We start from the raw sequence: 22,665 nt of genomic DNA on the forward strand, positions 1-22,665 counted from the left end.
GTTTACAGGCCGCTGTCACTTAACACGCCAGTGCGGTGTTCTTCTGCGGCGATGTCTTGGCACAAAGCCACCACTTCGGCGCCGTATTTGTCGATTTTGCTGCTGCCCATGCCGTAAATGCCATCCAAGGCGGCCAAGCTTTGCGGCGCGGCTTCGACCAAGTTTTGCAAAGTGCGGTCGGGGAAAATCACATAGGCCGGCACATTGTCTTGGGTGGCTCGCTGTTTGCGCCACACGCGCAAGGCTTGCCACAAACGCTCTTCGCGCTCGGTGCGCAAGACCGCTGTTGCCGGTGTGCTCAAGCCTGATTTTTTATCGCGTTTGAGCGGGCGCAGCCACAGCGATTGCTCGCCTTTGAGCACGGCTTTGGCCGCATCGGTCAGTTGCAAGGCTTGGTTGTAAGACAGGTTGATGCTGAGCAGACCGCCAGCAACGCATTGGCGCACCACTGAGCGCCATTCCTTGTCGGACAGCGTGTCGCCTATGCCAAACGTCGACAGTTTGTCATGCCCCAAGCGCGCCATCCAATCGTTGCTTTTGCCGCGCAACACATCAATCACATACGAAGTGGCAAAGCGTTGCTCGACCCGATACACGCACGACAATAGCTTTTGTACCAAGACCGTGGCATCGAAGCGTGTCGGTGGCTCCAAGCAATTGTCGCAATGGCCACAAGGCTCAGACGCCTCATCAAATTGTGCCAACAGCAATTGGCGGCGGCAGGAAGCGGTTTCGCAAAACGACAATACCGCATCGACTTTTTGCAATTCGATTTGTTTTTGCATCGCTTCGGCTTCGCCGTCTTGGATGCGTTGGCGCAGCAATACCCAATCGTTGAGGCCGTAACACAGCCATGAAATAGCGGGCAAACCATCGCGGCCAGCGCGGCCCGATTCTTGGTAAAAGTGTTCTATGGATTTGGGCATGTCCAAATGCGCGACAAAGCGCACATCGGGCTTGTCTATGCCCATGCCAAACGCGACTGTCGCCACCACGATGACATTGTCGTCTTGGCTAAAGCGCTTTTGGTTTTCCTCGCGTACCGCCATGTCCAAACCGGCGTGGTAAGGCAAGGCATTGAAGCCGTTTTCCTTCAATAATAAAGCCACTTCTTCGACGCGTTTGCGCGACAGGCAATAGACGATGCCGCTGACACTGTGGCCTTGGCTTTTGATGAATTGCAGCAATTGCTTTTTGCCATTGTTTTTTTCGATGACTTGGTAATAAATATTCGGTCGGTCAAAGCTGGCAATAAAGGTCAAAGCGTCCTGTAAACGCAAATAATGGCGGATGTCGGCACGGGTTTCTTCGTCGGCAGTGGCGGTGAGGGCGATGCGCGGGACGTTGGGAAATTCATCGGCGAGAAAACCCAATTGTTGGTATTCAGGACGGAAATCATGACCCCATTGGCTGACGCAATGCGCTTCGTCTATGGCAAATAAGCTGATGTGGATGGAATGCATAAAGCGGATGAATTTATCGCTGACCAAGCGCTCGGGGGCGACATAAATCAATTTCAACACGCCGCGAGCAATGTCATCGGCAATTTGGCGCAATTGCGCCGGCTCTATGCCGCTGTGCACGGCGGCGGCGGCGACACCAGCGGCCTGTAAGTTCGCCACTTGGTCGTCCATCAAGGCGATTAAAGGCGATACCACGATGGCCACGCCCTCGCGCAACAGTGCCGGTAATTGGTAACACATGGATTTACCGCCACCTGTGGGCATCAACACCAAGGCATTGTCGCCATGGGTGACTGCGCTCACAATCTCGGCCTGTCTGCCGCGGAATGCTTGGTAGCCGAAAGTGTCGTGTAAAAGTTGTAAGGCAGTTGCTGAGGTCATTGCGCTAAATCGGGCAGGAAAATGGGTATTTTAGACGCTTTGTGCTGCTAAATACAGTCAATTACTGCTACACTAGGCTTATCTATCAGGCAGTTAATGGACAGGAAATTGTATGTCATATAAAGTATTGGCACGCATCACCGCAATCACCACGCTCTTGGGTCTGGCCGCATGTCAAACCCCTACCGCTGGCAGCAATGATGGTGGCAAGTGGAAAAACATTGGCACTTCCGCCAATCAAAACGTGACGCATGAAATCGATACTGCAAGCATCAAACGCAATGGCGACGTGGTGTCTTACCGCACCCGCATGGTGTTGAAAAACGCCAGTTTGGAATCCACGCCGAACATCCCGGCCTTCAAAACCGGCATCAACCAATACCAAATGTATTGCAAAAACAAGACTTACCGCATTACCGACACAGAGTTGCGCAACGGACAAGGCGCGGTGGTTTACCAGCAAACCTTTGGCAGTCAAGTGCCATTGCAACGCATTACCGCAGGCTCGCCTGCACAAAAACAATTTGATTCAGTGTGCACTTAATGGATTGAGGACAGAGTATGAATTGGGTAGGCAAAGCAAGCATGGGAGTGGTTTTGGCATTGGGTTTGAGCTCGGTAGTGTGGGCGCAAACAGCAGCAGAATCTGAATTGTTGTCGGCTCAAAAAGCCTATCAAGAGGTGTTGCGTACCACCCAAAGTCAGAAATCCAGTCTGAGCACGAAACAAGAACAATTGAACACCGCCAAACAGCGTTTGACCGAGATACAAAACAGCATCAGCAAACTGGAAACAGAAGTGGCCAGTGCGCAAGCGGCAGACACGGCGGCGCAACAAGCCTTACAGGCCGCTGGTGCCAGATTGGATGCGGCTTGGACGGCAGTGAAGTCACAATGAGGAAGTCATGAAATACCGTTATTATCACAATGAGGCCTGTTCTAAATCGCGTGCGGCTTTGGCCTTGCTCACAGCAGCGGGCGTGAGCGTGGAATGCGTGCGCTATTTGGAACAAGTCCCTACGGCAGCAGAAATCGTGGGCTTGGCACAGCGTTTGGCTGTGCCTGTGCACGAGTTGGTGCGCAGCAATGAGGCCGAGTACGCCGAATTTGCCCATATTGATGTGGGCGACGACGCGGCTTGGGCGGCGGCGATACAGGCGCAGCCGCGCTTATTGCAACGGCCGATTTTGCTTAACGATGTGTCTGCTGTCATTTGTCGGCCGCCTGAATTGGCGCTGACATGGTTGGCTCAACAAGGTCATGAACGCGCATAAACACTCTTTTTGGTATTACCTAAGACGCGGCGTGTATATCAGCATACTCGCCGCGCTATTGCTGCAAGCTTGGGCTTTGTATCAAGTGTGGTATTACGCCCAGCCGCGCACCTTACAACCCGCCGATGCGGTGGTGGTGTTGGGGGCGGCGGCATGGGGCAAAAACCCATCGCCGGTGTTTAAAGAGCGCATCAATTACGGCCTGTCTTTGTACCAACAAGGTTTGGCACCGAAAATAATTTTCACCGGTGGCACGCCAGTAGAGGGTTATCCTACTGAGGCGGCGGTGGCGGCGCGTTATGCCGGCAAACGCGGCATGAAACAAGCCGATATGTTGCTGGAAACCCAGTCGCGCGACACCTATGAAAACCTGCTCAATACCCGTGCTTTGGCGGCGCAAAACGACATAGACAGCCTCATTGTGGTCAGCGATCCGCACCATTTGGCGCGCGCGCATTACATTGCCGAAGATTTGGATTTGAAGGTGCAAACCGCGCCAACACCGACCTCGCGCTATAACAACAGCGGCCGCAGCAAGCAGGCCAAGCTGTGGTTGCAAGAGAGCATGTTGTTGGTGTTGTACCAATTGGGGCGTTTGTTCCCCGACAGCCGCGATGTGGCGCGCACGCAATTATTACCATACCGCAATCTTTAGGGGCAAAACATGTATTTGTGGCTAAAATTGCTGCATGTATTTTTCACCATCATGTGGTTTGCAGGTTTGTTTGCCTTGCCACGGCTGTTGGTGAATTTGTCACAACTGACCACCGGCACGGTGGAATACCAACGCCTGTTGGCGATGGCGAGCAAATTGATGCGTTACATGACGCCGATGGGCATTTTGGCGCTGTTGTTTGGTTTGTTAACCGTCATCGTTGGCCATTTTTGGAGTGGCTGGGCGCATTCCAAAATCACCTTGGGTGTGGTGTTATTGGGTTACCATTTTTACAGCTGGCGTTTGCTGCAAGACTTTCGCGAAGGTCGCAGTGCTTACAGCCAACGCTGGTACCGCATCTACAGCGAAGTGCCCATCGTGATGATGGCTTTGGCACTGTATTTGGCGGTGTTTAAACCGTTTTAAGGACACACATGGCAGTAGAGATTGAGCGCCGTTTTTTGGTTAAAAATGAAGCATGGCGCGGTTTGGTTACCCCAAAATTGTTGTACCAAGGTTATTTGAGTGTGGAAAAAGAGCGCACCATGCGTGTGCGCATCGTCGGCGATGAGGCTTGGGTCACCATCAAAGGTTATATATCCGATGTTTCGCGGCATGAGTTTGAATACGCCATTCCCGTACAGGACGCATTGACCATCTTGGAACAAATGTGCCCGTTCAAAATGAAGAAACACCGCTATTGCATTGAGCACCAAGGCCATGTGTTTGAAGTGGACGAGTATTTTGGCGACAACGCGCCCTTGGTGGTGGCGGAAATCGAATTGGCAACGGAAGACACAGCGTTTGCTCGCCCCGAATGGTTGGGTGAGGAAATCACCCACGATGGGCGCTTTACCAATGCGTATTTGAGCCAACACCCGTATACCACATGGTAAGCGGCCTGTAAACCCAGACAGCCTACCCACATCCTCTCAGCGCTTGCGCCGTGACAATGAACATGGCGGCAAGTTGTTTTACAGTAAGCCCATGCGGCCTGTAGGCCCTAATGTGTTTTACAGGCCGCATGGGTATGAAAAATCGTGACTATGGACAATATTATGAATCGCAATGAAGCCTTATTTGAACAAGCCAAACAAGTCATCCCGGGTGGGGTGAATTCGCCTGTGCGCGCATTTGGCAGCGTTGGCGGCGTGCCACGCTTTATTAAAAAAGCGCAAGGCGCGTATGTGTGGGATGAAAACGACCAACAATACATCGATTACGTCGGCTCTTGGGGCCCGGCGATAGTCGGTCATGCCCATCCAGAAGTGATAGAGGCCGTGTGCGAAGTGGCTTTGGATGGTTTGTCGTTTGGTGCGCCTACCGAAGGCGAAGTGCGCATCGCCGAAGAAATCATCAAATTGGTGCCGAGCGTGGAACAAGTGCGCTTGGTCAGCTCAGGCACGGAAGCGACGATGTCGGCCATCCGCTTGGCGCGTGGCTTTACCGGCCGCGATAAAATCATCAAGTTTGAAGGCTGCTACCACGGTCACTCCGACAGCTTGTTGGTGAAAGCAGGCAGTGGCTTGCTCACGTTTGGCAACCCGAGCTCAGCCGGTGTGCCTGCTGACTTTACCAAACACACCATCGTGTTGGCTTACAACGATGTAGCACAATTGCAAAATACTTTCAGCCAAATCGGTGACGAAATCGCCTGTGTGATTTTGGAACCGATTGCTGGCAATATGAACATGGTGCAACCGTCGGCCGAATTCGTACAAGCCTTGCGCGGTTTGACCGAACAACATGGCGCGGTGTTGATTTACGATGAAGTGATGACGGGCTTTCGTGTCGCCTTGGGCTGTGCTCAATCCTTGCACGGCATTACGCCTGATTTGACCACCATGGGCAAAGTCATCGGTGGCGGCATGCCATTGGCGGCGTTTGGCGGTCGCAAAGACATCATGGCCTGTATCTCACCATTGGGTGGCGTGTACCAAGCCGGCACTTTGTCGGGCAATCCTTTGGCGGTGACCGCGGGTTTGAAAACCTTGGAAATCATCCAACGCCCTGGTTTTTATGGAACCTTGAATCACAATTGCGAACGCTTATTAAGCGGCCTGAACGCTGCGGCGCAAGCCGCAGGCGTGCCATTTTCAAGCCAGTATGTGGGCGGTATGTTCGGCTTTTATTTCAACGATAAAATTCCGCAAAGCTTTGCCGATGTGTCTGACAGCGATAAAAATGCATTCAAATCCTTCTTCCACGGCATGTTGGAGCGTGGTGTGAGTTTCGCGCCGTCGGCGTTTGAAGCCTCGTTTATGTCGGCGGCGCACACCGATGCCTTGATAGATGAAACCATCGCCCGCGCACAAGATTGTTTTAAAGCCTAGTTTCGCCTAGCAAAATAAACACTGATGCCAATGTTTGCGAGAACATTGGCATTTTATTTTGTTTGGCATAATTGTTCGATATCTTAATTCTAAAATACTGAATTAATTGCTTTAATATAGCAGATATTGCTTATTTCTTTCTTAATGTGGTCACGGTTTGTGCTAGAATTAAAATCAGTTTGAGTTTTATTGATTTCTAAGTGCTTGTTGCCTCACTGAACCAAGCATCGCTACTGTTTTTATCGTGTTACACAAGGATGTCATTTTGAAATACAGCAATGTGAACGAATTCCTGAATCAGGTCGCCGTTCGAGATCCAAACCAACCAGAATTTTTACAGGCCGTTAAAGAAGTGATGGGCAGTTTATGGCCTTTCATTGCCAAGAATCCCCAATATGGTGAACAAGGATTGCTTGAGCGTTTGGTCGAACCAGAACGTGCCATCCAATTCCGCGTCGCATGGGTGGATGACAACAATCAGGTTCAAGTCAATCGCGCTTACCGAGTTCAATTCAATTCAGCCATCGGCCCATTCAAAGGCGGCATGCGTTTTCACCCATCAGTCAATCTCTCCATCCTCAAATTCTTAGGTTTCGAACAAGTCTTTAAAAATGCTTTGACCACTTTGCCTATGGGTGGCGGTAAAGGCGGCTCTGATTTCGACCCTAAAGGCAAGAGCGATGGCGAAGTGATGCGTTTTTGCCAAGCCTTGATGGTGGAGCTGTACCGCCACTTGGGCCCGAATACCGACGTGCCTGCGGGTGACATCGGTGTCGGTGGTCGCGAAGTGGGCTATATGGCCGGCATGATGAAAAAACTCAGTAATGACGCCAGTTGCGTGTTCACAGGCAAAGGCATGGCATTCGGTGGCAGCTTGATGCGTCCTGAAGCCACAGGCTATGGCAATGTGTATTTCGCTGAAGAAATGTTGCGTACACGCGGCATGAATTTGAATGGTCAAACCGTGTCTGTATCGGGTTCTGGTAATGTGGCGCAATACGCCGCTGAAAAAGCCACCGATTTGGGTGCAAAAGTGGTGACATTGAGTGATTCCAATGGCATGATTTACGTTAAAGATGGCATTTCAGAAGACATGTTGCAAGAAATCATGGAGCTGAAAAACGTCAAACGCGGTCGTTTGCAGGATTTGGCCAATACCGCTGGGATTGAATACATTGCCGGTCAGCGTCCTTGGGCTGTGCCAGTTGACATCGCCATGCCATGCGCCACCCAAAATGAATTGAACGGTGACGATGCCGCGTTGTTGATTAAAAACGGTGTGAAATGTGTGGCTGAAGGTGCCAATATGCCTTCAACTTTGGACGCGGTGGACGCGTTTGTGGACGCCAAAATCCTTTATGCACCGGGCAAAGCGTCTAATGCCGGTGGTGTGGCCACCTCTGGTTTGGAAATGTCACAAAACAGCATCCGTTTGAATTGGACGCATGGTGAAGTGGATGAGCGTTTACACGGCATCATGAAGGACATACACGGCAATTGCGTGCGCTATGGTAAACAAGAAGATGGTTTCATCAACTATGTGAATGGCGCGAATATTGCTGGGTTTGTGAAAGTAGCAGATGCAATGTTGGCTCAAGGGGTGTATTAATGTGTCGCGTACAACATTAATTTAAATACTTCTTACCAGGCCCAGCATTGCGCTGGGTTTTTTTTTGCCTTATCGTATAATGCTTAAAAATAAATTCTAAAATAAAATTCAAATAGCACACCTTGCAAACACATACAGCAAGTGGGGAAAACACAGATGTTTGACCATAAAATCATCATTACAGGACCTGTTGGCGTGGGCAAAAGCACCGCCATCCGGACCTACAGTACATCTGCTGTGGTGGATACCGACGTGCGGGCAAGCGATGAAACGCGCCAAATCAAAAGCGATACCACGGTGGCCATGGACTATGGCACCATCGTTTTGGATGCAGAAACCAAAGTGCATTTGTATGGCACACCGGGGCAAGAGCGTTTCGATTTCATGTGGGAAATTTTGCGCAGTGGCAGTCGTGGCTTAATCATCTTGGTCAATGCCTTGGCCGCCGATCCTGCGCAAGAATTGCGTTTTTATTTGCATGCGTTTGCCGACATCATTAACAAAGTGCCGGTGGTCATTGGTGTCAATCAAGCGCCGAAAGACGAGCAAACTCGGGCGATGGTGGCAACATTGCAGCAAGTGGTGCAGGAAATGGGTGCAGAAGCCGAGGTATTGATAGTGGATGTGCGCAAACGCAAAGACGTGAACAAATTGGTGAAACGCATTTTGTTTTCTGACAAATTGTTCGCCGTGTAAGCATCAGACCAATAAAACACATAAGCGGCTTGGTTTACAGGCCGCTTATGTGTCATTTAAACCGTCATTTAAGGTTGGTAACGAGGTGTGTAACCATTGGGCAATAATAACCATACTTGTCCAGGATGTTTCATCTTGCCAGCCACTTCTCCTGCCGCATCGCCATAACCCCAATAATAATCGACCCGCACGCCGCCTTTGATGGCAGAGCCGGTATCCTGCGCCACAATCAGGCGATTGTGGGGTTTGTTTTGCAAGGGATGGGTGGTGGCGACAAAGATGGGTGCGCCCAATTCCACATGGTGTTTGTCGACTGCAGCCGAGTACTCACCGGTTAGCGGTGCACCCAAGGCACCGATAGGGCCTTCATCGGCAGCGCCGGTGGTGGTGCGGAAAAACACATAGCTTGGGTTTTGCCCTAACACTTCGGCCAACTTGCTCGGGTTTTGGCGCATCCATGCTTTGATGCCTTGCATATTGGTTTGGGCCAAAGGCAGATAGCCTTTGCCTGCCATATACGTTGCCACCGATTTGAATGGGTATTCGTTTTTGTCGGCATAGCCTAAGCGCACAAATTGACCAGATGGTGTTTGTAAGCGGCCTGAACCTTGAATGTGCAAGAAGAACAATTCCACCGCATCGTTGGCATAGGCCAAAATTGGTGCTTTGCCATTTAAGGCGCCGGCATTGATTTCGGCGCGGGTGTAATACGGCACAAATTGGTTGCCAACCACGCGGCCTTTGATGCTGCGGCTGCGATCGGTAATCGGGAAGGCATTCAAATTGGCGCTGTAACTGCCATTGCCGCTGATGACACCTTGGTTGGCGCCGGTGACCGCCACACGTACTTGGCCTTTGCGAATGCGGTTGTCATCGGATAAGGGCACGCTGACAAAATCAGTGGGGATGCCATAAATCGGGAAACGTGCTTGCGCGGTTGGGTGGGTATCACCCAATAATACCGGCTCGTAATAACCGGTGACCGTACCGCTGTTACTACCGTTGTCGCTCAACTGCCATGGTGTAAACAGGTTTTCAAAAAACAAGCGCGCGGCTTGGTCGTTGAGCGGGGTGATTTTGGCTTGCTGGCACACCGCTTGCCACTGCATTTTATTGCCCAACTGATTACAACCGCGTTGAAAAGACAGCAAGCTGTTTTTTAAAGACTGACCCGACCAATCTGGTACTTGGCTGAATGCGGCCGAGGTATAGCGCACCGCTTGTCCTGGGGTGCCATAGACTTGTCCCGGGGGGGTAGGTGGCAAGGCCGATTTGGGGCCACCGGTGTAAGGGCCACCACCTATTGGTTTGGTGGTTGGGCAAGCACTGAGTAACACTGCCAAAGACAGGGCGGCAGCAAGGCGGAAACGGGTCGAGGTCACTGTATTCATATGGGCTTTATATGACAAAAGCAGCCAAGGCTGCCTTTGTATTCATCGGAAATGAAATCACGCTTTATTTGAATGGCATTGATACTTTCACACCAACACCGGCACCATCATAAGTCGGTACATCGGCGGCGTAGTTGTACCACACGCTAGAATCGACGTTCAAACCATTTTTAAAAGTTTTACCGTAGCCGACTTCAAGCATGGCCATCTTGTCTGAATAAGACAGGATGCGGTTATTGTGGTTGTCGGTTGGGTTGACTTCGGCGTAAGTGACTTTGCCACTGAAGCGTTGTTGGTCAGGAGTGGACACCACCACTTTGGTGGTCACGGTTTGGGCATCGCCACCCAAAGTGTGGCCTAAAGGCGCACCGTCTTGGTAATAACCATTTTTGTAAATGTGGTGATTGTAAGTAGTGCCTTCACGACGACCAAATTCAGTACTGGTGTCTGCCCCTTCCACATACCAATTCAGAGCGTTTTGACCCAAGGCATGGCTGCCTTCTACGCCCAATAAATAAGTATTTTTAGACGGTAAGCCACCGGATTCGTCTTCACCTATGGCTTGAGCATAAACGCTGACTGGCCAGCCGGTCAGGTTTTGCAGCTTCAATTTGGCATCGAAGCCACCCAATTGGTTGCCGGGTTCATTGCGTTGTTGGTCGGCGCCGTAAGCATTGTCACCTTTGCCAATGAAGGCATTCCACAAAGACTTGCCTGATTGCGGACGGCCATCACCGCCCCATTGCATGGCACGGGAGGCACCGAGTTCAAGGTATTCGGTTGGTTGTAGATTCACACGCATGCCGATGAGTTTGGCATCGGGCACGGCTTCGTAATGTGCCAATTGACCGGCAAACACTTGGTATTGCCAACGGCCCAACCATGATAACCATGGGGTTTCAAACGGAGTTTGTTCGGCGCGTTGCAAGCTGAAGCCGGTAACAGGGCGAGCGGTATGACCCATAATCAAGCTGCCTTCTTTACCAGGGCCCCACCAGCGTTGTTGTTGACCAAATGACAGCCATTGGTTGCCCAATTTCACTGCGCCGTAAGAGCCATTGACATTGCCATGGCTGGCGCGGTCTACGCCATCGCCACCGACGGCATTGCCTTGCAAACGCAAGTCTACATAATTGTTTTGGTATTGACCTATGGCCGACAGCTGATGTTGGTCGGTGGTGGTGTCACCCAAGCCTTGACCCAAAGGATTGAAGTCGCTGGCGGTTTGACCTTGGACGATGAATTTGGCTTTCAAGGCGCTTAAGCGCGCGTTGACTTGGTCTAACATCAATTGGTCTTGGGTGGTTTGCGGTTTGGCATCGCTCAAAGCCACGGCGATTTCTTCGCTGCTCATTGGCCAAGTCGACAAGCTGATGTTGATGATGCCGCGATTGCTCAGCCAAGACAAATCTTGTTGTAATTGTTCATCCGGCAAAACCAAACCGTTTGCCATGGCGTGTGCGCCCATGAACACCAGAGAACTTGCCAAGAGAGTGCGTAACCAATGCTGCATAGCCGTCCTTAAATCATCGTAGGTCAAATAATCGCTTGATTATAGCAGTGCGGCGCGACAAGACAGAAGTGGCTTGGGTACAATAAGGCTTAATTTACATTTGTTTTAGCACAGACATGAGCGCAAAACCCACTGTTTCACCGATGATGAGCCAATATTTTGACATCAAACAACACCATCAAGACAAGCTGGTTTTTTACCGCATGGGCGACTTTTACGAGCTGTTTTTTGACGATGCGGTCAAAGCGTCGCAATTGCTCGACATCACCTTGACCAGTCGTGGCCAATTGGATGGCGAGCCAATTAAAATGGCGGGGGTGCCTTACCATGCGGCTGAGCAGTATTTGGCCAAACTGGTGAAACTGGGCGAATCCGTCGCCATGGTGGAACAAGTCGGCGATGTGGGTGCCAGCAAAGGGCCAGTAGAGCGCAAAGTGGTGCGCATTGTCACGCCGGGGACTTTGACCGACAGCGCCTTGTTGGACGACAAAGACAGCAATCGGGTGCTGGCGATTGCCAAATTGAAAAAACAGTGGGCGGTGGCGTGGGCGTCGTTGCAAAGCGGTGAGTTTCGCTGTCAATTGGTGCACAACAGTGATTTAAACCATGTGTTGGGGCGTTTGAATCCCGCCGAGGTATTGTTGGCCGACGGTAACAGTGTTGATTTGGGCAGCTATGCCAGCAAAGCCACACGTTTGAATGCGTGGCAGTTCGATGCCGACAGCGGTCGGCAATTGCTGTTGCGCTATTTTGAAGTGCAAGACTTACACGGCTTTGGTTTGGAGGGCGACGGCTATTTGCCTGCCATCGCTGCCGCCGGTGCCTTGCTCAATTACATCAACATGACGCAGCCACAAATGCCCAAGCATTTGGAAGCCTTGCAATGCGAACAAGCGCAGGAATACATCCAAATCGATGCCGCCAGCCGTCGCAATTTGGAAATCAGCCAGACCTTAAGTGGCAAAGCTGCGCCCACTTTATTGTCGAGTTTAGATTGTTGTACCACCCACATGGGCAGCCGTTTGTTACATACGTGGTTGCATCAACCTTTAACGCGCAAAGCGCACATCTTATTGCGCCAACAAGCGATTAGCGCTTTATTGCCGCATTACGCCGATTTACAGGCCGCCTTCAAACCCTTGGGCGACATCGAACGCATGGCAGCGCGCATCGCTGTGGGCAGTGCACGGCCACGGGATTTATCGGGTTTGCGCGATGGCTTACGCGTTTTAGCCGATTTGACGGTGCCGGCACATGCCGACAGCAGTTTGCTCAATACCTTGGTGCAAGTCTTGCCTGAAGGTTTGCCAGTGGCCGAACGTTTACAGGCCGCAGTCTTGCCTGAGCCGGCGGTATGGTTGCGCGATGGTGGCGTGATTAACCATGGGTTCAATGCCGAATTGGACGAATTGCGCCACATTCAAACCCACGGAGATGAGTTTTTGCTGGATTTGGAAGCGCGAGAGCGGGAACGCACGGGCTTGTCCACGCTCAAGGTGGAATTCAACCGTGTGCACGGCTTTTACATTGAATTGTCCAAAGCGCAAGCCGAGCAAGCACCTGCCGATTATCAGCGCCGTCAAACCTTGAAAAACGTCGAGCGCTACATCACGCCCGAACTCAAGGTGTTTGAAGACAAGGTAATGAGTGCACAAGATCAGGCCTTGGCCCTAGAAAAACGCTTGTTTGACGAGTTGCTGTGCGAATTACAGGCCGCATTGCCCTTGCTGCAACGCATTGCCAAGGCCGCAGCCAGTTTGGATGTATTAGCGGCTTTGGCCAAGACTGCGGCAACCGAGTTGTGGGTAGCGCCGGAATTGGTGGATTTCCCATGTGTGGAGATACGCCAAGGCAAACATCCGGTGGTGGCGGCGCAAGTGGCGCAATTCATCGCCAACGATGCGCGCTTGGATGGCAAACACAAATTGATGCTGCTTACCGGCCCGAACATGGGCGGTAAATCGACGTTTATGCGCCAAACCGCGTTGATTGTGTTGTTGGCGCATGTGGGCTCTTTGGTGCCGGCACAATCGGCGCGCATAGGCATGGTCGACCAAATTTTCACCCGCATCGGTGCTTCAGATGATTTGGCCGGCAACCGCTCGACGTTTATGGTAGAAATGTCGGAATCGGCTTATATTTTGAACCATGCCAGCGAACGCTCCTTGGTGTTGATGGATGAGGTTGGTCGCGGCACGTCGACGTTTGATGGTTTGGCCTTGGCGCAAGCCATCGCCGAATACCTGCTGCAAAAAAACAAATCGCTGACGCTGTTTGCCACGCATTATTTTGAATTGACCAAATTGCCTGAGCGCTTTCAAGATGCGTTTAACATGCATTTGAATGCCTTGGAGCAAGGCCAAGACATCGTGTTTTTGCACCAAGTCGAGGCTGGGCCGGCCAACAAGAGTTACGGTGTGGCAGTGGCCAAATTGGCGGGTTTTCCGACCAAGGCTTTACATTCGGCGCAACAATATTTACAACAATTGGAACAAAAACAACGTGAGCAACAGGCACAATTGGGCTTGTTTCAAGATTGGGAAGCCGAGGACAGCTTGGCGCCGCAGTCGCACAACACGCCTGTCAGCAGCGATGAACCTGAGCCATATGCGGCCTGTATTGAGACTTTGCAGAATTTGCAACCAGACGAGTTAACGCCGCGTGCTGCTTTGGACGCCTTGTACAAATTGCAGGCCTTATTGCCCGAAGTTTGACCTCGGTCTTAGCGTTCCAACCACAGGAGATTTATCATGAATTTCAGCCCGTTTGTGACGTTTAATGGTGATTGTGAGCAAGCGTTTGGGTATTACCACAGTGTGTTTGGTGGCGAATTGGAATTGTTGCGTTACAGTGATGCGCCCTTGTTGGAAATGCCTGAGGCGCAGATGGACAACAAAATCATGTATGCCGAATTGCAAAACCATGACCAAAAACTGATGGGGAGCGATGCGCCCGATGCCATGTACCAAGCGCAACAAGGGGTGTTGGTGGCGTGGCAAGGCGACAGTGTTGCCGAGGTCGAGCGGGTGTTTGCCGCTTTGGCGCAAGGTGGCATGGTCAGACAGGCATTGAATTACGCGTTTTGGACGCCGAAATACGGTTTGGTCGAAGACCAGTTTGGCGTGGTGTGGATGATTTCCTGTCGCAAAGATGGTGTTTAAGCGGCCTGTAAACACAATATTACACACAGCCTGCTTGATGTCAGGCTGTTTTGCCCTTATGTTTGGGGCAAACAAAGGCCTTAGGGTCGCATCAGTTAAGGAGTTAGTATGCAACAATTCGACGGCACTACCATAGTGTCGGTACGTCGTGGTGAACACGTCGCCATCGGTGGTGATGGTCAAGTCACTTTGGGTAACACAGTCATCAAAGCCACCGCCCGCAAAGTGCGCAAATTGTATAACAATCAGGTTTTGGCAGGTTTCGCCGGCGGTACCGCCGATGCATTTACCTTAATTGAGCTGTTTGAAAGCAAATTACAAAAACACCAAGGCAAGTTGATGGTGGCCGCCATTGAGTTGGCGAAAGAGTGGCGTACCGATCGCGCCTTGCGCCGCTTGGAAGCGATGTTAATCGTGGCCGACAAGCATTACACCTTAATCATCACTGGTAACGGCGATGTGTTGGAGCCAGAAGACAGCATTGCTGCCATCGGTTCGGGTGGGGCGTTTGCACAATCGGCGGCACGCGCCTTGATGGAAAACACCGATTTGTCGCCTGAAGTGGTGGTGAAAAAATCTTTGGAAATTGCGGGCGGTATTTGCATTTATACCAACCAAAACCACACCATAGAAACCTTACAAGCATAGCCCGTCTGTGCACAGTTACATGATGCGCCGCATCATTCGGAAAAAGGACATGAGTATGTTGAAACAATTGAGTTTGGGTTTGATGGTATTGGCAAGCACAGGTGCAGTGATGGCCGCAGGCATTACCGCTGAAGATGCGGGTATTTACGAAGTGGTAAAAATCAATAAAGACAACAAACCAGCCAGTTTGTCAGGCATACAAATGCGCATTTACCAAAAAAATGGCGATTGGTTGATGGACGGTAAAGACGACAATATTAAGTCGGGTCCGGCCAAGGGCAAATGGTTTGCAGTGTGCAATCAAGGCACCAAGTGTGAATTCAAGACCTCATCTAAAAGCCAATTGAAAGACATATTCCCAGATTTGGCGCGCATTCAAAAAACCGATGACATCGGTTGCATCCAAAACGACGTGCAAGCGATTTGCCGTTTGGACAGCAAAGTGCAAAAAGGCTATACCGCCTACATGACGGTGGTTTTACAATCCAAACCGCATGTGTACATGACTTTGCAACGCCGCCCATCATAATCATTACAGGCCGCTTGTGAACGAGCGGCCATCAGGAAAGCGAAATACCTATGTCAGCATCAGTGATGACACCTCAAGAAATCGTGCATGAGTTGGACAAGCACATCATCGGCCAAAACGCCGCCAAGCGCTCTGTGGCCGTGGCCTTGCGCAACCGCTACCGTCGCAGCTTGGTCGCTGAGCCTTTGCGCACCGAAATCGTGCCCAAAAACATCTTGATGATAGGCCCAACCGGTGTCGGTAAAACCGAAATTGCCCGCCGTTTGGCGCGCTTGGCCAATGCACCTTTCATCAAAATTGAAGCGACCAAATTCACCGAAGTCGGTTATGTCGGTCGCGATGTCGATTCCATCATTCGCGATTTGATTGAAAACGCGATTAAAAATGTGCGTGAAGTGGAAATCAAGAAAAACCGCGATCGCGCCCAAGATGCGGCCGAAAACCGTGTCTTGGATGCTTTGTTGCCACCGCCACGCCAAGTGGGTTTTGAAGGTGAAACCCCTGAAGCACAGCCTGAAAGCAACACGCGTCAAAAATTCCGCAAAATGTTGCGCGATGGCAGCTTGAACGACAAAGAAATCGAAATTGAAATCGCCCAAGGTGCGGCGGCCATGTCCATCATGGGCCCTCCGGGTATGGAAGATTTCACCCAGCAATTGCAAGGCATGTTTGCCAATATGGGTCAGGGCAAAACCAAGAAACAAAAAATGCGCGTTGACGCGGCGATGAAATTGTTATTGGATGAAGAAGCAGCCAAATTGGTTAACGAAGACGACATGCGTGAAAAAGCCGTGGAAGCGGTGGAACATCATGGCATCGTGTTCTTGGACGAAATCGACAAAATCGCCGGCAGCGACCGCGCCGGCGCCGATGTGTCACGCCAAGGCGTGCAACGCGACTTGTTGCCTTTGGTTGAAGGCACCACCGTGCAAACCAAATACGGCATGATCAAGACCGACCACATTTTGTTCATTGCTTCGGGCGCGTTCCATTTGAGCAAACCGTCTGACTTGATACCAGAATTGCAAGGCCGTTTCCCGATACGGGTGGAATTGGACAATTTATCGGTAGACGATTTCAAACAAATCCTCACTGGCACCGATGCTTGCTTGACCAAACAATACCAAGCCTTGCTCGCCACCGATGAAGTGCAATTGGTGTTTACCGATGAAGGGGTGGAGCGTTTGGCGCAAATCGCTTTCCAAGTGAACGAAAAAACCGAAAACATCGGCGCGCGCCGTTTGCACACCGTGTTGGAAAAACTGTTGGAAGACGTGTCGTTCAATAGCCCACGCGAAGAAGTGGTAATCGATGCCGCTTATGTGAACGAACGTTTGCAAGATGTGGCCGAACAAGAAGATTTGGCGCGTTATATTTTGTAATGACAAAGTGGTAGCATGGTCTACCACTTTATAATCGTCTTATCAGTCAACGTGTGAATTCATGTGTCAGAAAGAGGGGATGCAATGTCTTACCAAGCCGCGGGTTTTAACCCCAACCAAACCGCCATACGTTCCATGCAGCAAATTGCTGCGGGCGCGACGTCTGCCGCTGCGCCTGCCACACCAGTGGTGCAACCGATACGCTATGCCAAGGATTTACAGGCCGCTGTGACCGCGCCAGAAACCGTGGCCACGGTGGATACCGCCAGCCACACTGCTGAAGCAATCGCGACCGCTGCCGCTACCAGTGCTGCGGGTGCTGCGCATTCCAGTGGCAGCAGCGATCAAACGCCAACCCAAGCCTATGCCACCGCGCAAAGCTTGGACGCCGATGTGGCCAAAGACCAACGCGATATTGCGGCGGTGATGTGGTTGTCCAGTTTGATTTTCCTGTTGATCCCGGGCATGTTGGTGTTGCTGAATCAGAATGCCTCGCCGTATTTGAAACAGCAAGCGCGTGAGGCCTTGAATTGGACGGCGACGTTTGTGCTTGGCAGCATCGTGTGCACGATTTTGACCATCATCTTTATCGGTGGCCCGTTGCAAGTGTTATTAGGTGTGGCGCATTTGGTGTTCTGTTTGATGGGTGCTAACGCTGCTCGCAACGGTCATGCCTTCCGCGTGCCGATGACATGGCGTCCGTTGCAAGACTGATTTGAAATCATTAAATAAGCGGCCTGTAAATGTTTTACAGGCCGCTTTTGTATGGTTTTAACACCCTACAGTGTATTTACAATAATTGTTTCAATATGGCGACAGCGCTGTCCAATTGCGCTGTTGAGTAGCCACCAAAACCCAATAGCAAACCCGCTTGCTTTGCTGCACCCACATACGTCGGTGACAAGGCGCGCAGTGCCAGTCCAAGTGGCAGTGCTTGTTCTACCAAGCTGACATCGTTTATCGATGGCGGCAACAGCGCCACCATGTGCATGCCTTGGTCGCTGGGCAGCACTTGCAAAGCGGGAATCTCGGTGTGCAAGACGTGGCGCAAATGCGCTTGGCGCTGCGCATAGATTTTGCGGATGCGTCGGATGTGATTGTCAAAATGGCCGTGACACATGTATTCGGCCAACACATGTTGGTAAAAATCGGCAGTGCTGCGGCTGATGAGGGATTTGGCGCCGCGAAAAGCGGCGATTAAAGCATGCGGTACGACCACATAGCCCAAACGCAACGACGGTGCCAAGACCTTGCTGAACGTGCCTATGTAAATCACCTGTTGCGGATTCAGGCCTTGCAGGGCGGGAAAAGGCAGGCCGTGATAGCGCAATTCACTGTCGTAATCGTCTTCCACTATCCAAGCCTGTTGTTGTCTGGCCCATTCCAATAAGGCCCAACGCCGTGACATGCTCAAAGGCATGCCCAATGGGTATTGGTGCGAAGGTGTGACAAACACTGCCTGTGCCTGTATGCCTGAGGCGCTCAGTTGCGGCACCATCATACCTTGCTCATCCACATCCACTGCATGGATGTGCGCTTGTCTGTCTTGTAATACCGCCAATAAACCCGGATAAACTGGGTTTTCTATCACCGCCGTGTCATGCGCTTGCAGCAAGACTTTGCTGGTCAAATACAGTGCTTGTTGGGCGCCTTCGGTGATGATGATTTGCTCCGCATCGCACACCACGCCACGGGCTTGGCGCAAATACTGCACCAATTGTTCACGCAAACGCTGCTGCCCTTGGCTGGACTCATAACCTGTGGCGGCATACAGCGGCGACACGGCAATGCGTTTGCTCAGGCGTTGCCAATGCGCATCCAAACGCAATTGGTCTTGTGGTACGGCGATGGCAAAAGGCCGATGCGGCAGCGCCATGATGTGTTGTTGTGCCAACACCTGAGCGTGTGCTGGCACTGCACAGGTATGCGGCGGTTGCTTGGCTGGCGTTGCTAGGGGCAAGACCCCATGCAGCGGCAACTCGGCACAGACACGGGTGGCCGAACCTGCTTGGGCATGCACATAACCTTCGGCGATTAACTGCTCATATACGCTAACAATGGTGGAGCGAGCCAAATTCAGCGTGCTGGCCAAATGGCGGCTGGAGGGCAGTGCATCGTTGGGTTGCAATTGTCCCGATGTGATGGCGCGGCGCAAACAGTCGCTTAAGGCCAGTACATTGTTTTTTGGCTGTTTTTTGAAGCTGGCCAAGGCCGGAATAAGGGTGGTTTTGGACATGGGCTTGCCTTAAGTGGTCTGCTTCATTATGACCAAACTGGTACTTAAAAACAAACCAGTACTGGCTATACTGTCACAGTCTGTGATTTGGAGCTTGATATGCACTGTCCTAAAGTATTTGAAGAACACCGCGCCGAGATATTGTTGACCTTGCTACAGCAATACCCATTGGCCACTGTCATCAGCCATGCCGATGCGGGCTTGGAAGTGAATCTGTTGCCGATGTTGTTGCAACAACGCGATGGCAAGGCGTATTTGCTGGGGCACATGGCCAAGAACAATGCGCAATTGCAGGCTTTGGCGCACAGTGACGAAGTCTTGTGGCTGTTTCAAGGCCCCAATGCCTATGTGTCGCCAGCGTGGTATCCGTCTAAGCAAGAGCATGGCAAAGTGGTGCCCACGTGGAATTACATCATGGTAGAAGTGCGGGGCAAGGTGCGCTTGTTTGATGATGCGGAAGCGCTGTTGCAAGTGGTCCAAGCCTTGACGACAGAACATGAGCTCGGGCGAGCACAGCCTTGGCAGGTAAGCGATGCCCCAAGCGCCTACATCACCGCCCAATTGCGCGGCATCGTTGGCATAGAAGTGGAAATTACCAGCATGCGCGGTAAGTTCAAACTCAGCCAAAATCGCTCAGAGGAAGATCAAGCGGGTGTGTGCGCCGGTATGGCAGCCGAACAGCCAGCACATGGTATGTTGGCATGGATGCCGACGCGTGAGGCAGAGTAAGGATGGCGCAGTTGTGTGCGTTCTATTGCGGCATGGTATTGGCTACTTGCGGTTTTGTTATTGGATGTCACAGCCCAAGCACAGACAGCATGAGTATCGAGATAGGTTTGTGCTTCCGATTTATACAGAATGGGATGAGGTGAACAGAGCACACAATAGATAAATAAGCGGCCTGTAAATGTACAAAAGTATTTACAGGCCGCTTATTTATGTCGTTATTAGCAAGACACACCCAAATAGCGCAATTGCTGCGCCACGCTGTCTGCTTGTTGAAAGTGAATACTGTGTATGCCCAAAGCTGCCGCCGCTTCAATATTGGGCAGATGGTCATCAATGAACACGGTTTCATCAGCCTGCAGATGATGTTGTTGCAACACATATTGAAAAACCGCAGGATGGGGTTTGGTCATGCCTGTTTCAGCCGAAACCACCACTGCTTGAAACCAGTGCCAAAAATCGTATTGTTGGAGCAAATACACCATGATTTCACGCACATTGTCGGTTAAGGCATATATTCTGTAACCTGCTTGCGCCAGTTGCGCCACCAATTCCTGGCTTTGGTAAATGGGAATTTGTGTGGTCTTGATGTAATAAAACAAGCGTGCGGTGATTTCGGGGCTTAAGCTGTACAGCGCTTGGTATTGTTGTTGTGCCGCAGCTTCGCTGATGAGGCCTTGATTGAGTTGTTGCCATATTTCATGCTGGAAAATTTTCTGTATCCATGCCTCGGTTTGACTTGGATCGGCAAACGTCAGGTTGATGATTTCACTGGGCGACCATCTGACCAAAACATTGCCCACATCAAAAATAAGATTGCGTATGCTGGTCATGGTGGCTTTCAATATAGTAGATAGAAGTCATCATGGCATGGAGGTTTGCGCATTGCAACAGACAAAAAAGCGGCCTGTAAACATTTACAGGTCGCTTATTAACTTAAGTTTGTGACTTATTGAGCCACTTCCCATTTGCCACCTTTGATGGTGTAAATGGTCACCACACCGTCTTTCAAGTCACCGTTTTCGGTGAAGGCGATTTTACCGGTGATGCCGTCATATTGGCTGGCAGCCAATTCAGGCAAGTATTTCGCAGGGTCGTTAGATTGGGCTTTTTTCATTGCCGCAATCACGACATTGGTTGCGTCATATGCGTATGGAGAGTAAGCCACCACTTCGCCACCAAAGGCTTTTTTGTATTTCTCAGCAAATGCGGCACGACCTGGCATCTTGTCATCAGCGACAGAAGCGGTAGAAGCAAATGCACCGTCAGCAGCATCGCCGGCCAAAGTTGGGAAGTTGCTGGTTTTCAAACCATCCGCACCCATGTATTTGGCTTTCACGCCTTGCTTACGCAATTCTTTCAACAATGGCGCGCCTTGTGGGTCCATGCCACCGTAGAAAATCAAATCAGGCGCAGCGCCTTTCATGGCAGTCACAATCGCGCCAAACTCGGTCGCGCTGGTGCTGGTAAATTCAGTAGCAACTTTTTTCGCGCCAGCGGCTTCAGCAGCGGCGGCGAAGTCATTGGCCAAGCCTTCACCGTAAGCAGTTTTGTCGTGTATCACGGCAAAGGTTTTCGCACCTAAGGTTTTCACGGCGTAAGCACCCAAAGCATCGCCTTGTTGCTTGTCATTAGAAATCACACGGAACACGCCTTTAAAGCCTTGTTGGGTGAATTTCGGGCCGGTTACAGAGTAAGCAACCATAGGAATGTTGTGGTCGTTGTAGACGATAGACGCTGGCAAAGACGCACCTGTTACCAAGTGACCAATCACCGCGCTGACTTTGGCATCCACAAAACGGTCAGCCACTTGTGCTGCGGTTTTAGGGTCGGCCATGTCGTCTTCAGACATCAATTCAAATTTAACTTTTTGACCGTTCCAAGTTAAGTTTTCAGCATTGGCTTCATCAACAGCCAATTTCACACCGTTGGCAGCGTCTTTACCCCATTCGGCAAACGCACCAGTCAATGGGTTGGCAGTACCCAATTTCACCACCAATTCGCCGCCAGCTGGAGCGGTAGCGTTGCTCGCACCTGCTGGTGCAGCAGAAGCTGTTTTGTTTTCAGGAGCGCCGCCACCTTGGTTACACGCAGCCAACAACATGGCTGTGGCTACGGCAAAACCCATTTTACGTAAAGTCAACATAGTCAATCCTAACCTAATCCAATGATAAAGAATTGTGCCTGTAGCCGAGAATCAGTCACCCGTCTGGGAGTGTGTGCTGAAGCTGCAAAACAGTACAAATCGAACGCACTCTGCGGTGCATATCGTTAAGAATTGTTGCGGTTTTTAGATAAGGCGTCAAGTACAGGCCGGTGTTTGGGCACGAAAGTAGCGACCTGTCAGCATTTCTGACACGATTCTGTCATATCTTCTTTATAAATAAACGGTTAATATAGAAAATTGCAAAAAGGCATATTTTATTAGAATAATCATCTTGTATAAATGTGCAGAAATCATCGCGCAGCCATCTGGTGATATTGGTCTGTATCGAGCTAAGAAGGCTGTGGAGGTTGGATTTTTTCAGCCAGTACACACAAGGAAAGTACAGTATGCAGGCGGTATGGGTTACAGTTAAGAATGAGTATTGTTTAAAATTTAATGTCATTAATTATTAAATTATTGGCAATAAATACCGATTATGAGTCGACTGTCTGGAGGTGGAAAG

22 protein-coding genes are annotated in these 22,665 nt (G+C 50.9%); 16 read left to right on the forward strand and 6 right to left on the reverse strand.

Going from position 1 to position 22,665, the window contains the following annotated elements; all coding sequences use genetic code 11:
• Nucleotides 1-2 precede the first annotated feature (2 nt).
• Nucleotides 3-1,844 carry a DNA helicase RecQ gene (recQ, locus tag BN3003_RS02875; protein WP_058305233.1) on the reverse strand — a complete coding sequence of 614 codons (1,842 nt, stop codon included), beginning with the start codon at nt 1,842-1,844 and terminating at the stop codon, nt 3-5.
• A 112-nt stretch (nt 1,845-1,956) separates the two neighbouring features.
• Here recQ and BN3003_RS02880 point away from each other — a divergent pair, with 112 nt between their 5' ends.
• The 9 genes from BN3003_RS02880 to BN3003_RS02920 all read left to right on the forward strand — a co-directional run bounded on the left by BN3003_RS02880 (nt 1,957) and on the right by BN3003_RS02920 (nt 8,410).
• A complete protein-coding gene (locus BN3003_RS02880) occupies nt 1,957-2,388 on the forward strand; it encodes a surface-adhesin E family protein (protein ID WP_058305234.1) in 432 nt (143 codons plus the stop codon).
• A 17-nt stretch (nt 2,389-2,405) separates the two neighbouring features.
• Nucleotides 2,406-2,741 (forward strand): hypothetical protein, encoded by a 336-nt coding sequence (locus BN3003_RS02885; protein WP_058305235.1) that lies wholly within the window; start codon nt 2,406-2,408, stop codon nt 2,739-2,741.
• Nucleotides 2,742-2,748: 7 nt separating this feature from the next.
• Nucleotides 2,749-3,117, forward strand: a complete 369-nt coding sequence (locus BN3003_RS02890) for an ArsC/Spx/MgsR family protein (RefSeq protein ID WP_058305236.1) — start codon at nt 2,749-2,751, stop codon at nt 3,115-3,117.
• Nucleotides 3,104-3,772 (forward strand): YdcF family protein, encoded by a 669-nt coding sequence (locus BN3003_RS02895; protein WP_058305237.1) that lies wholly within the window; start codon nt 3,104-3,106, stop codon nt 3,770-3,772. Before BN3003_RS02890 ends, BN3003_RS02895 begins: the two co-directional genes overlap by 14 nt.
• Nucleotides 3,773-3,781: 9 nt before the next feature.
• On the forward strand, nt 3,782-4,198 hold the full coding sequence (locus BN3003_RS02900) for a CopD family protein (RefSeq protein WP_058305238.1): 417 nt from the start codon (nt 3,782-3,784) through the stop codon (nt 4,196-4,198).
• A gap of 8 nt (nt 4,199-4,206) precedes the next feature.
• Complete coding sequence (locus BN3003_RS02905) at nt 4,207-4,668, forward strand: CYTH domain-containing protein (protein WP_058305239.1); 462 nt, start codon at nt 4,207-4,209, stop codon at nt 4,666-4,668.
• 162 nt (nt 4,669-4,830) lie between these two features.
• The gene (hemL, locus tag BN3003_RS02910) at nt 4,831-6,105 is read left to right on the forward strand and encodes a glutamate-1-semialdehyde 2,1-aminomutase (RefSeq protein WP_058305240.1); all 1,275 of its coding nucleotides are present in this window, start codon (nt 4,831-4,833) and stop codon (nt 6,103-6,105) included.
• Nucleotides 6,106-6,370: 265 nt separating this feature from the next.
• On the forward strand, nt 6,371-7,714 hold the full coding sequence (gene gdhA, locus BN3003_RS02915) for an NADP-specific glutamate dehydrogenase (RefSeq protein ID WP_058305451.1): 1,344 nt from the start codon (nt 6,371-6,373) through the stop codon (nt 7,712-7,714).
• Nucleotides 7,715-7,870: 156 nt separating this feature from the next.
• Complete coding sequence (locus tag BN3003_RS02920) at nt 7,871-8,410, forward strand: GTP-binding protein (RefSeq protein ID WP_058305241.1); 540 nt, start codon at nt 7,871-7,873, stop codon at nt 8,408-8,410.
• Between the two features lie 68 nt (nt 8,411-8,478).
• Here the strand turns inward: BN3003_RS02920 and mltA are convergent, their stop codons facing one another.
• Both mltA and BN3003_RS02930 read right to left on the reverse strand, forming a co-directional pair.
• The gene (gene mltA, locus BN3003_RS02925) at nt 8,479-9,801 is read right to left on the reverse strand and encodes a murein transglycosylase A (protein ID WP_058305242.1); all 1,323 of its coding nucleotides are present in this window, start codon (nt 9,799-9,801) and stop codon (nt 8,479-8,481) included.
• A gap of 64 nt (nt 9,802-9,865) precedes the next feature.
• The gene (locus BN3003_RS02930) at nt 9,866-11,314 is read right to left on the reverse strand and encodes a capsule assembly Wzi family protein (protein WP_058305243.1); all 1,449 of its coding nucleotides are present in this window, start codon (nt 11,312-11,314) and stop codon (nt 9,866-9,868) included.
• 116 nt (nt 11,315-11,430) lie between these two features.
• Here BN3003_RS02930 and mutS point away from each other — a divergent pair, with 116 nt between their 5' ends.
• The 6 genes from mutS (at nt 11,431) to BN3003_RS02960 (ending at nt 17,748) form a co-directional block, all read left to right on the forward strand.
• The gene (gene mutS, locus BN3003_RS02935) at nt 11,431-14,028 is read left to right on the forward strand and encodes a DNA mismatch repair protein MutS (RefSeq protein ID WP_058305244.1); all 2,598 of its coding nucleotides are present in this window, start codon (nt 11,431-11,433) and stop codon (nt 14,026-14,028) included.
• Nucleotides 14,029-14,064: 36 nt separating this feature from the next.
• Nucleotides 14,065-14,475: a VOC family protein gene (locus BN3003_RS02940; RefSeq protein WP_058305245.1), complete on the forward strand. Its 411-nt coding sequence runs from the start codon at nt 14,065-14,067 to the stop codon at nt 14,473-14,475.
• A gap of 108 nt (nt 14,476-14,583) precedes the next feature.
• Nucleotides 14,584-15,123, forward strand: coding sequence for an ATP-dependent protease subunit HslV (gene hslV / locus BN3003_RS02945; protein ID WP_058305246.1), 540 nt, complete (start codon nt 14,584-14,586; stop codon nt 15,121-15,123).
• A 55-nt stretch (nt 15,124-15,178) separates the two neighbouring features.
• Complete coding sequence (locus BN3003_RS02950) at nt 15,179-15,652, forward strand: hypothetical protein (RefSeq protein WP_058305247.1); 474 nt, start codon at nt 15,179-15,181, stop codon at nt 15,650-15,652.
• 50 nt (nt 15,653-15,702) lie between these two features.
• Complete coding sequence (hslU, locus tag BN3003_RS02955) at nt 15,703-17,034, forward strand: ATP-dependent protease ATPase subunit HslU (protein WP_058305248.1); 1,332 nt, start codon at nt 15,703-15,705, stop codon at nt 17,032-17,034.
• An 84-nt stretch (nt 17,035-17,118) separates the two neighbouring features.
• Nucleotides 17,119-17,748 (forward strand): DUF4870 domain-containing protein, encoded by a 630-nt coding sequence (locus BN3003_RS02960; protein WP_058305249.1) that lies wholly within the window; start codon nt 17,119-17,121, stop codon nt 17,746-17,748.
• A 76-nt stretch (nt 17,749-17,824) separates the two neighbouring features.
• Here BN3003_RS02960 and pdxR read toward each other — a convergent pair whose 3' ends face one another.
• The gene (gene pdxR, locus BN3003_RS02965; RefSeq protein WP_058305250.1) at nt 17,825-19,270 is read right to left on the reverse strand and encodes a MocR-like pyridoxine biosynthesis transcription factor PdxR; all 1,446 of its coding nucleotides are present in this window, start codon (nt 19,268-19,270) and stop codon (nt 17,825-17,827) included.
• A gap of 99 nt (nt 19,271-19,369) precedes the next feature.
• On the opposite strand from pdxR, the gene BN3003_RS02970 reads away from it, so the two are divergent.
• Nucleotides 19,370-19,999, forward strand: a complete 630-nt coding sequence (locus BN3003_RS02970) for an FMN-binding negative transcriptional regulator (protein ID WP_058305251.1) — start codon at nt 19,370-19,372, stop codon at nt 19,997-19,999.
• Between the two features lie 218 nt (nt 20,000-20,217).
• On the opposite strand, the gene BN3003_RS02975 is transcribed toward BN3003_RS02970, so the two are convergent.
• Together BN3003_RS02975 and BN3003_RS02980 are read right to left on the reverse strand one after the other, a co-directional pair.
• Nucleotides 20,218-20,829: an HAD family hydrolase gene (locus tag BN3003_RS02975; RefSeq protein WP_058305252.1), complete on the reverse strand. Its 612-nt coding sequence runs from the start codon at nt 20,827-20,829 to the stop codon at nt 20,218-20,220.
• Nucleotides 20,830-20,945: 116 nt separating this feature from the next.
• Nucleotides 20,946-22,142 carry a branched-chain amino acid ABC transporter substrate-binding protein gene (locus tag BN3003_RS02980; RefSeq protein WP_234333000.1) on the reverse strand — a complete coding sequence of 399 codons (1,197 nt, stop codon included), beginning with the start codon at nt 22,140-22,142 and terminating at the stop codon, nt 20,946-20,948.
• Between the last annotated feature and the right edge of the window lie 523 nt (nt 22,143-22,665).

The organism is Vitreoscilla massiliensis, assembly GCF_001457815.1.
GTDB classification, from domain to species: Bacteria; Pseudomonadota; Gammaproteobacteria; order Burkholderiales; family Neisseriaceae; genus Vitreoscilla; species Vitreoscilla massiliensis.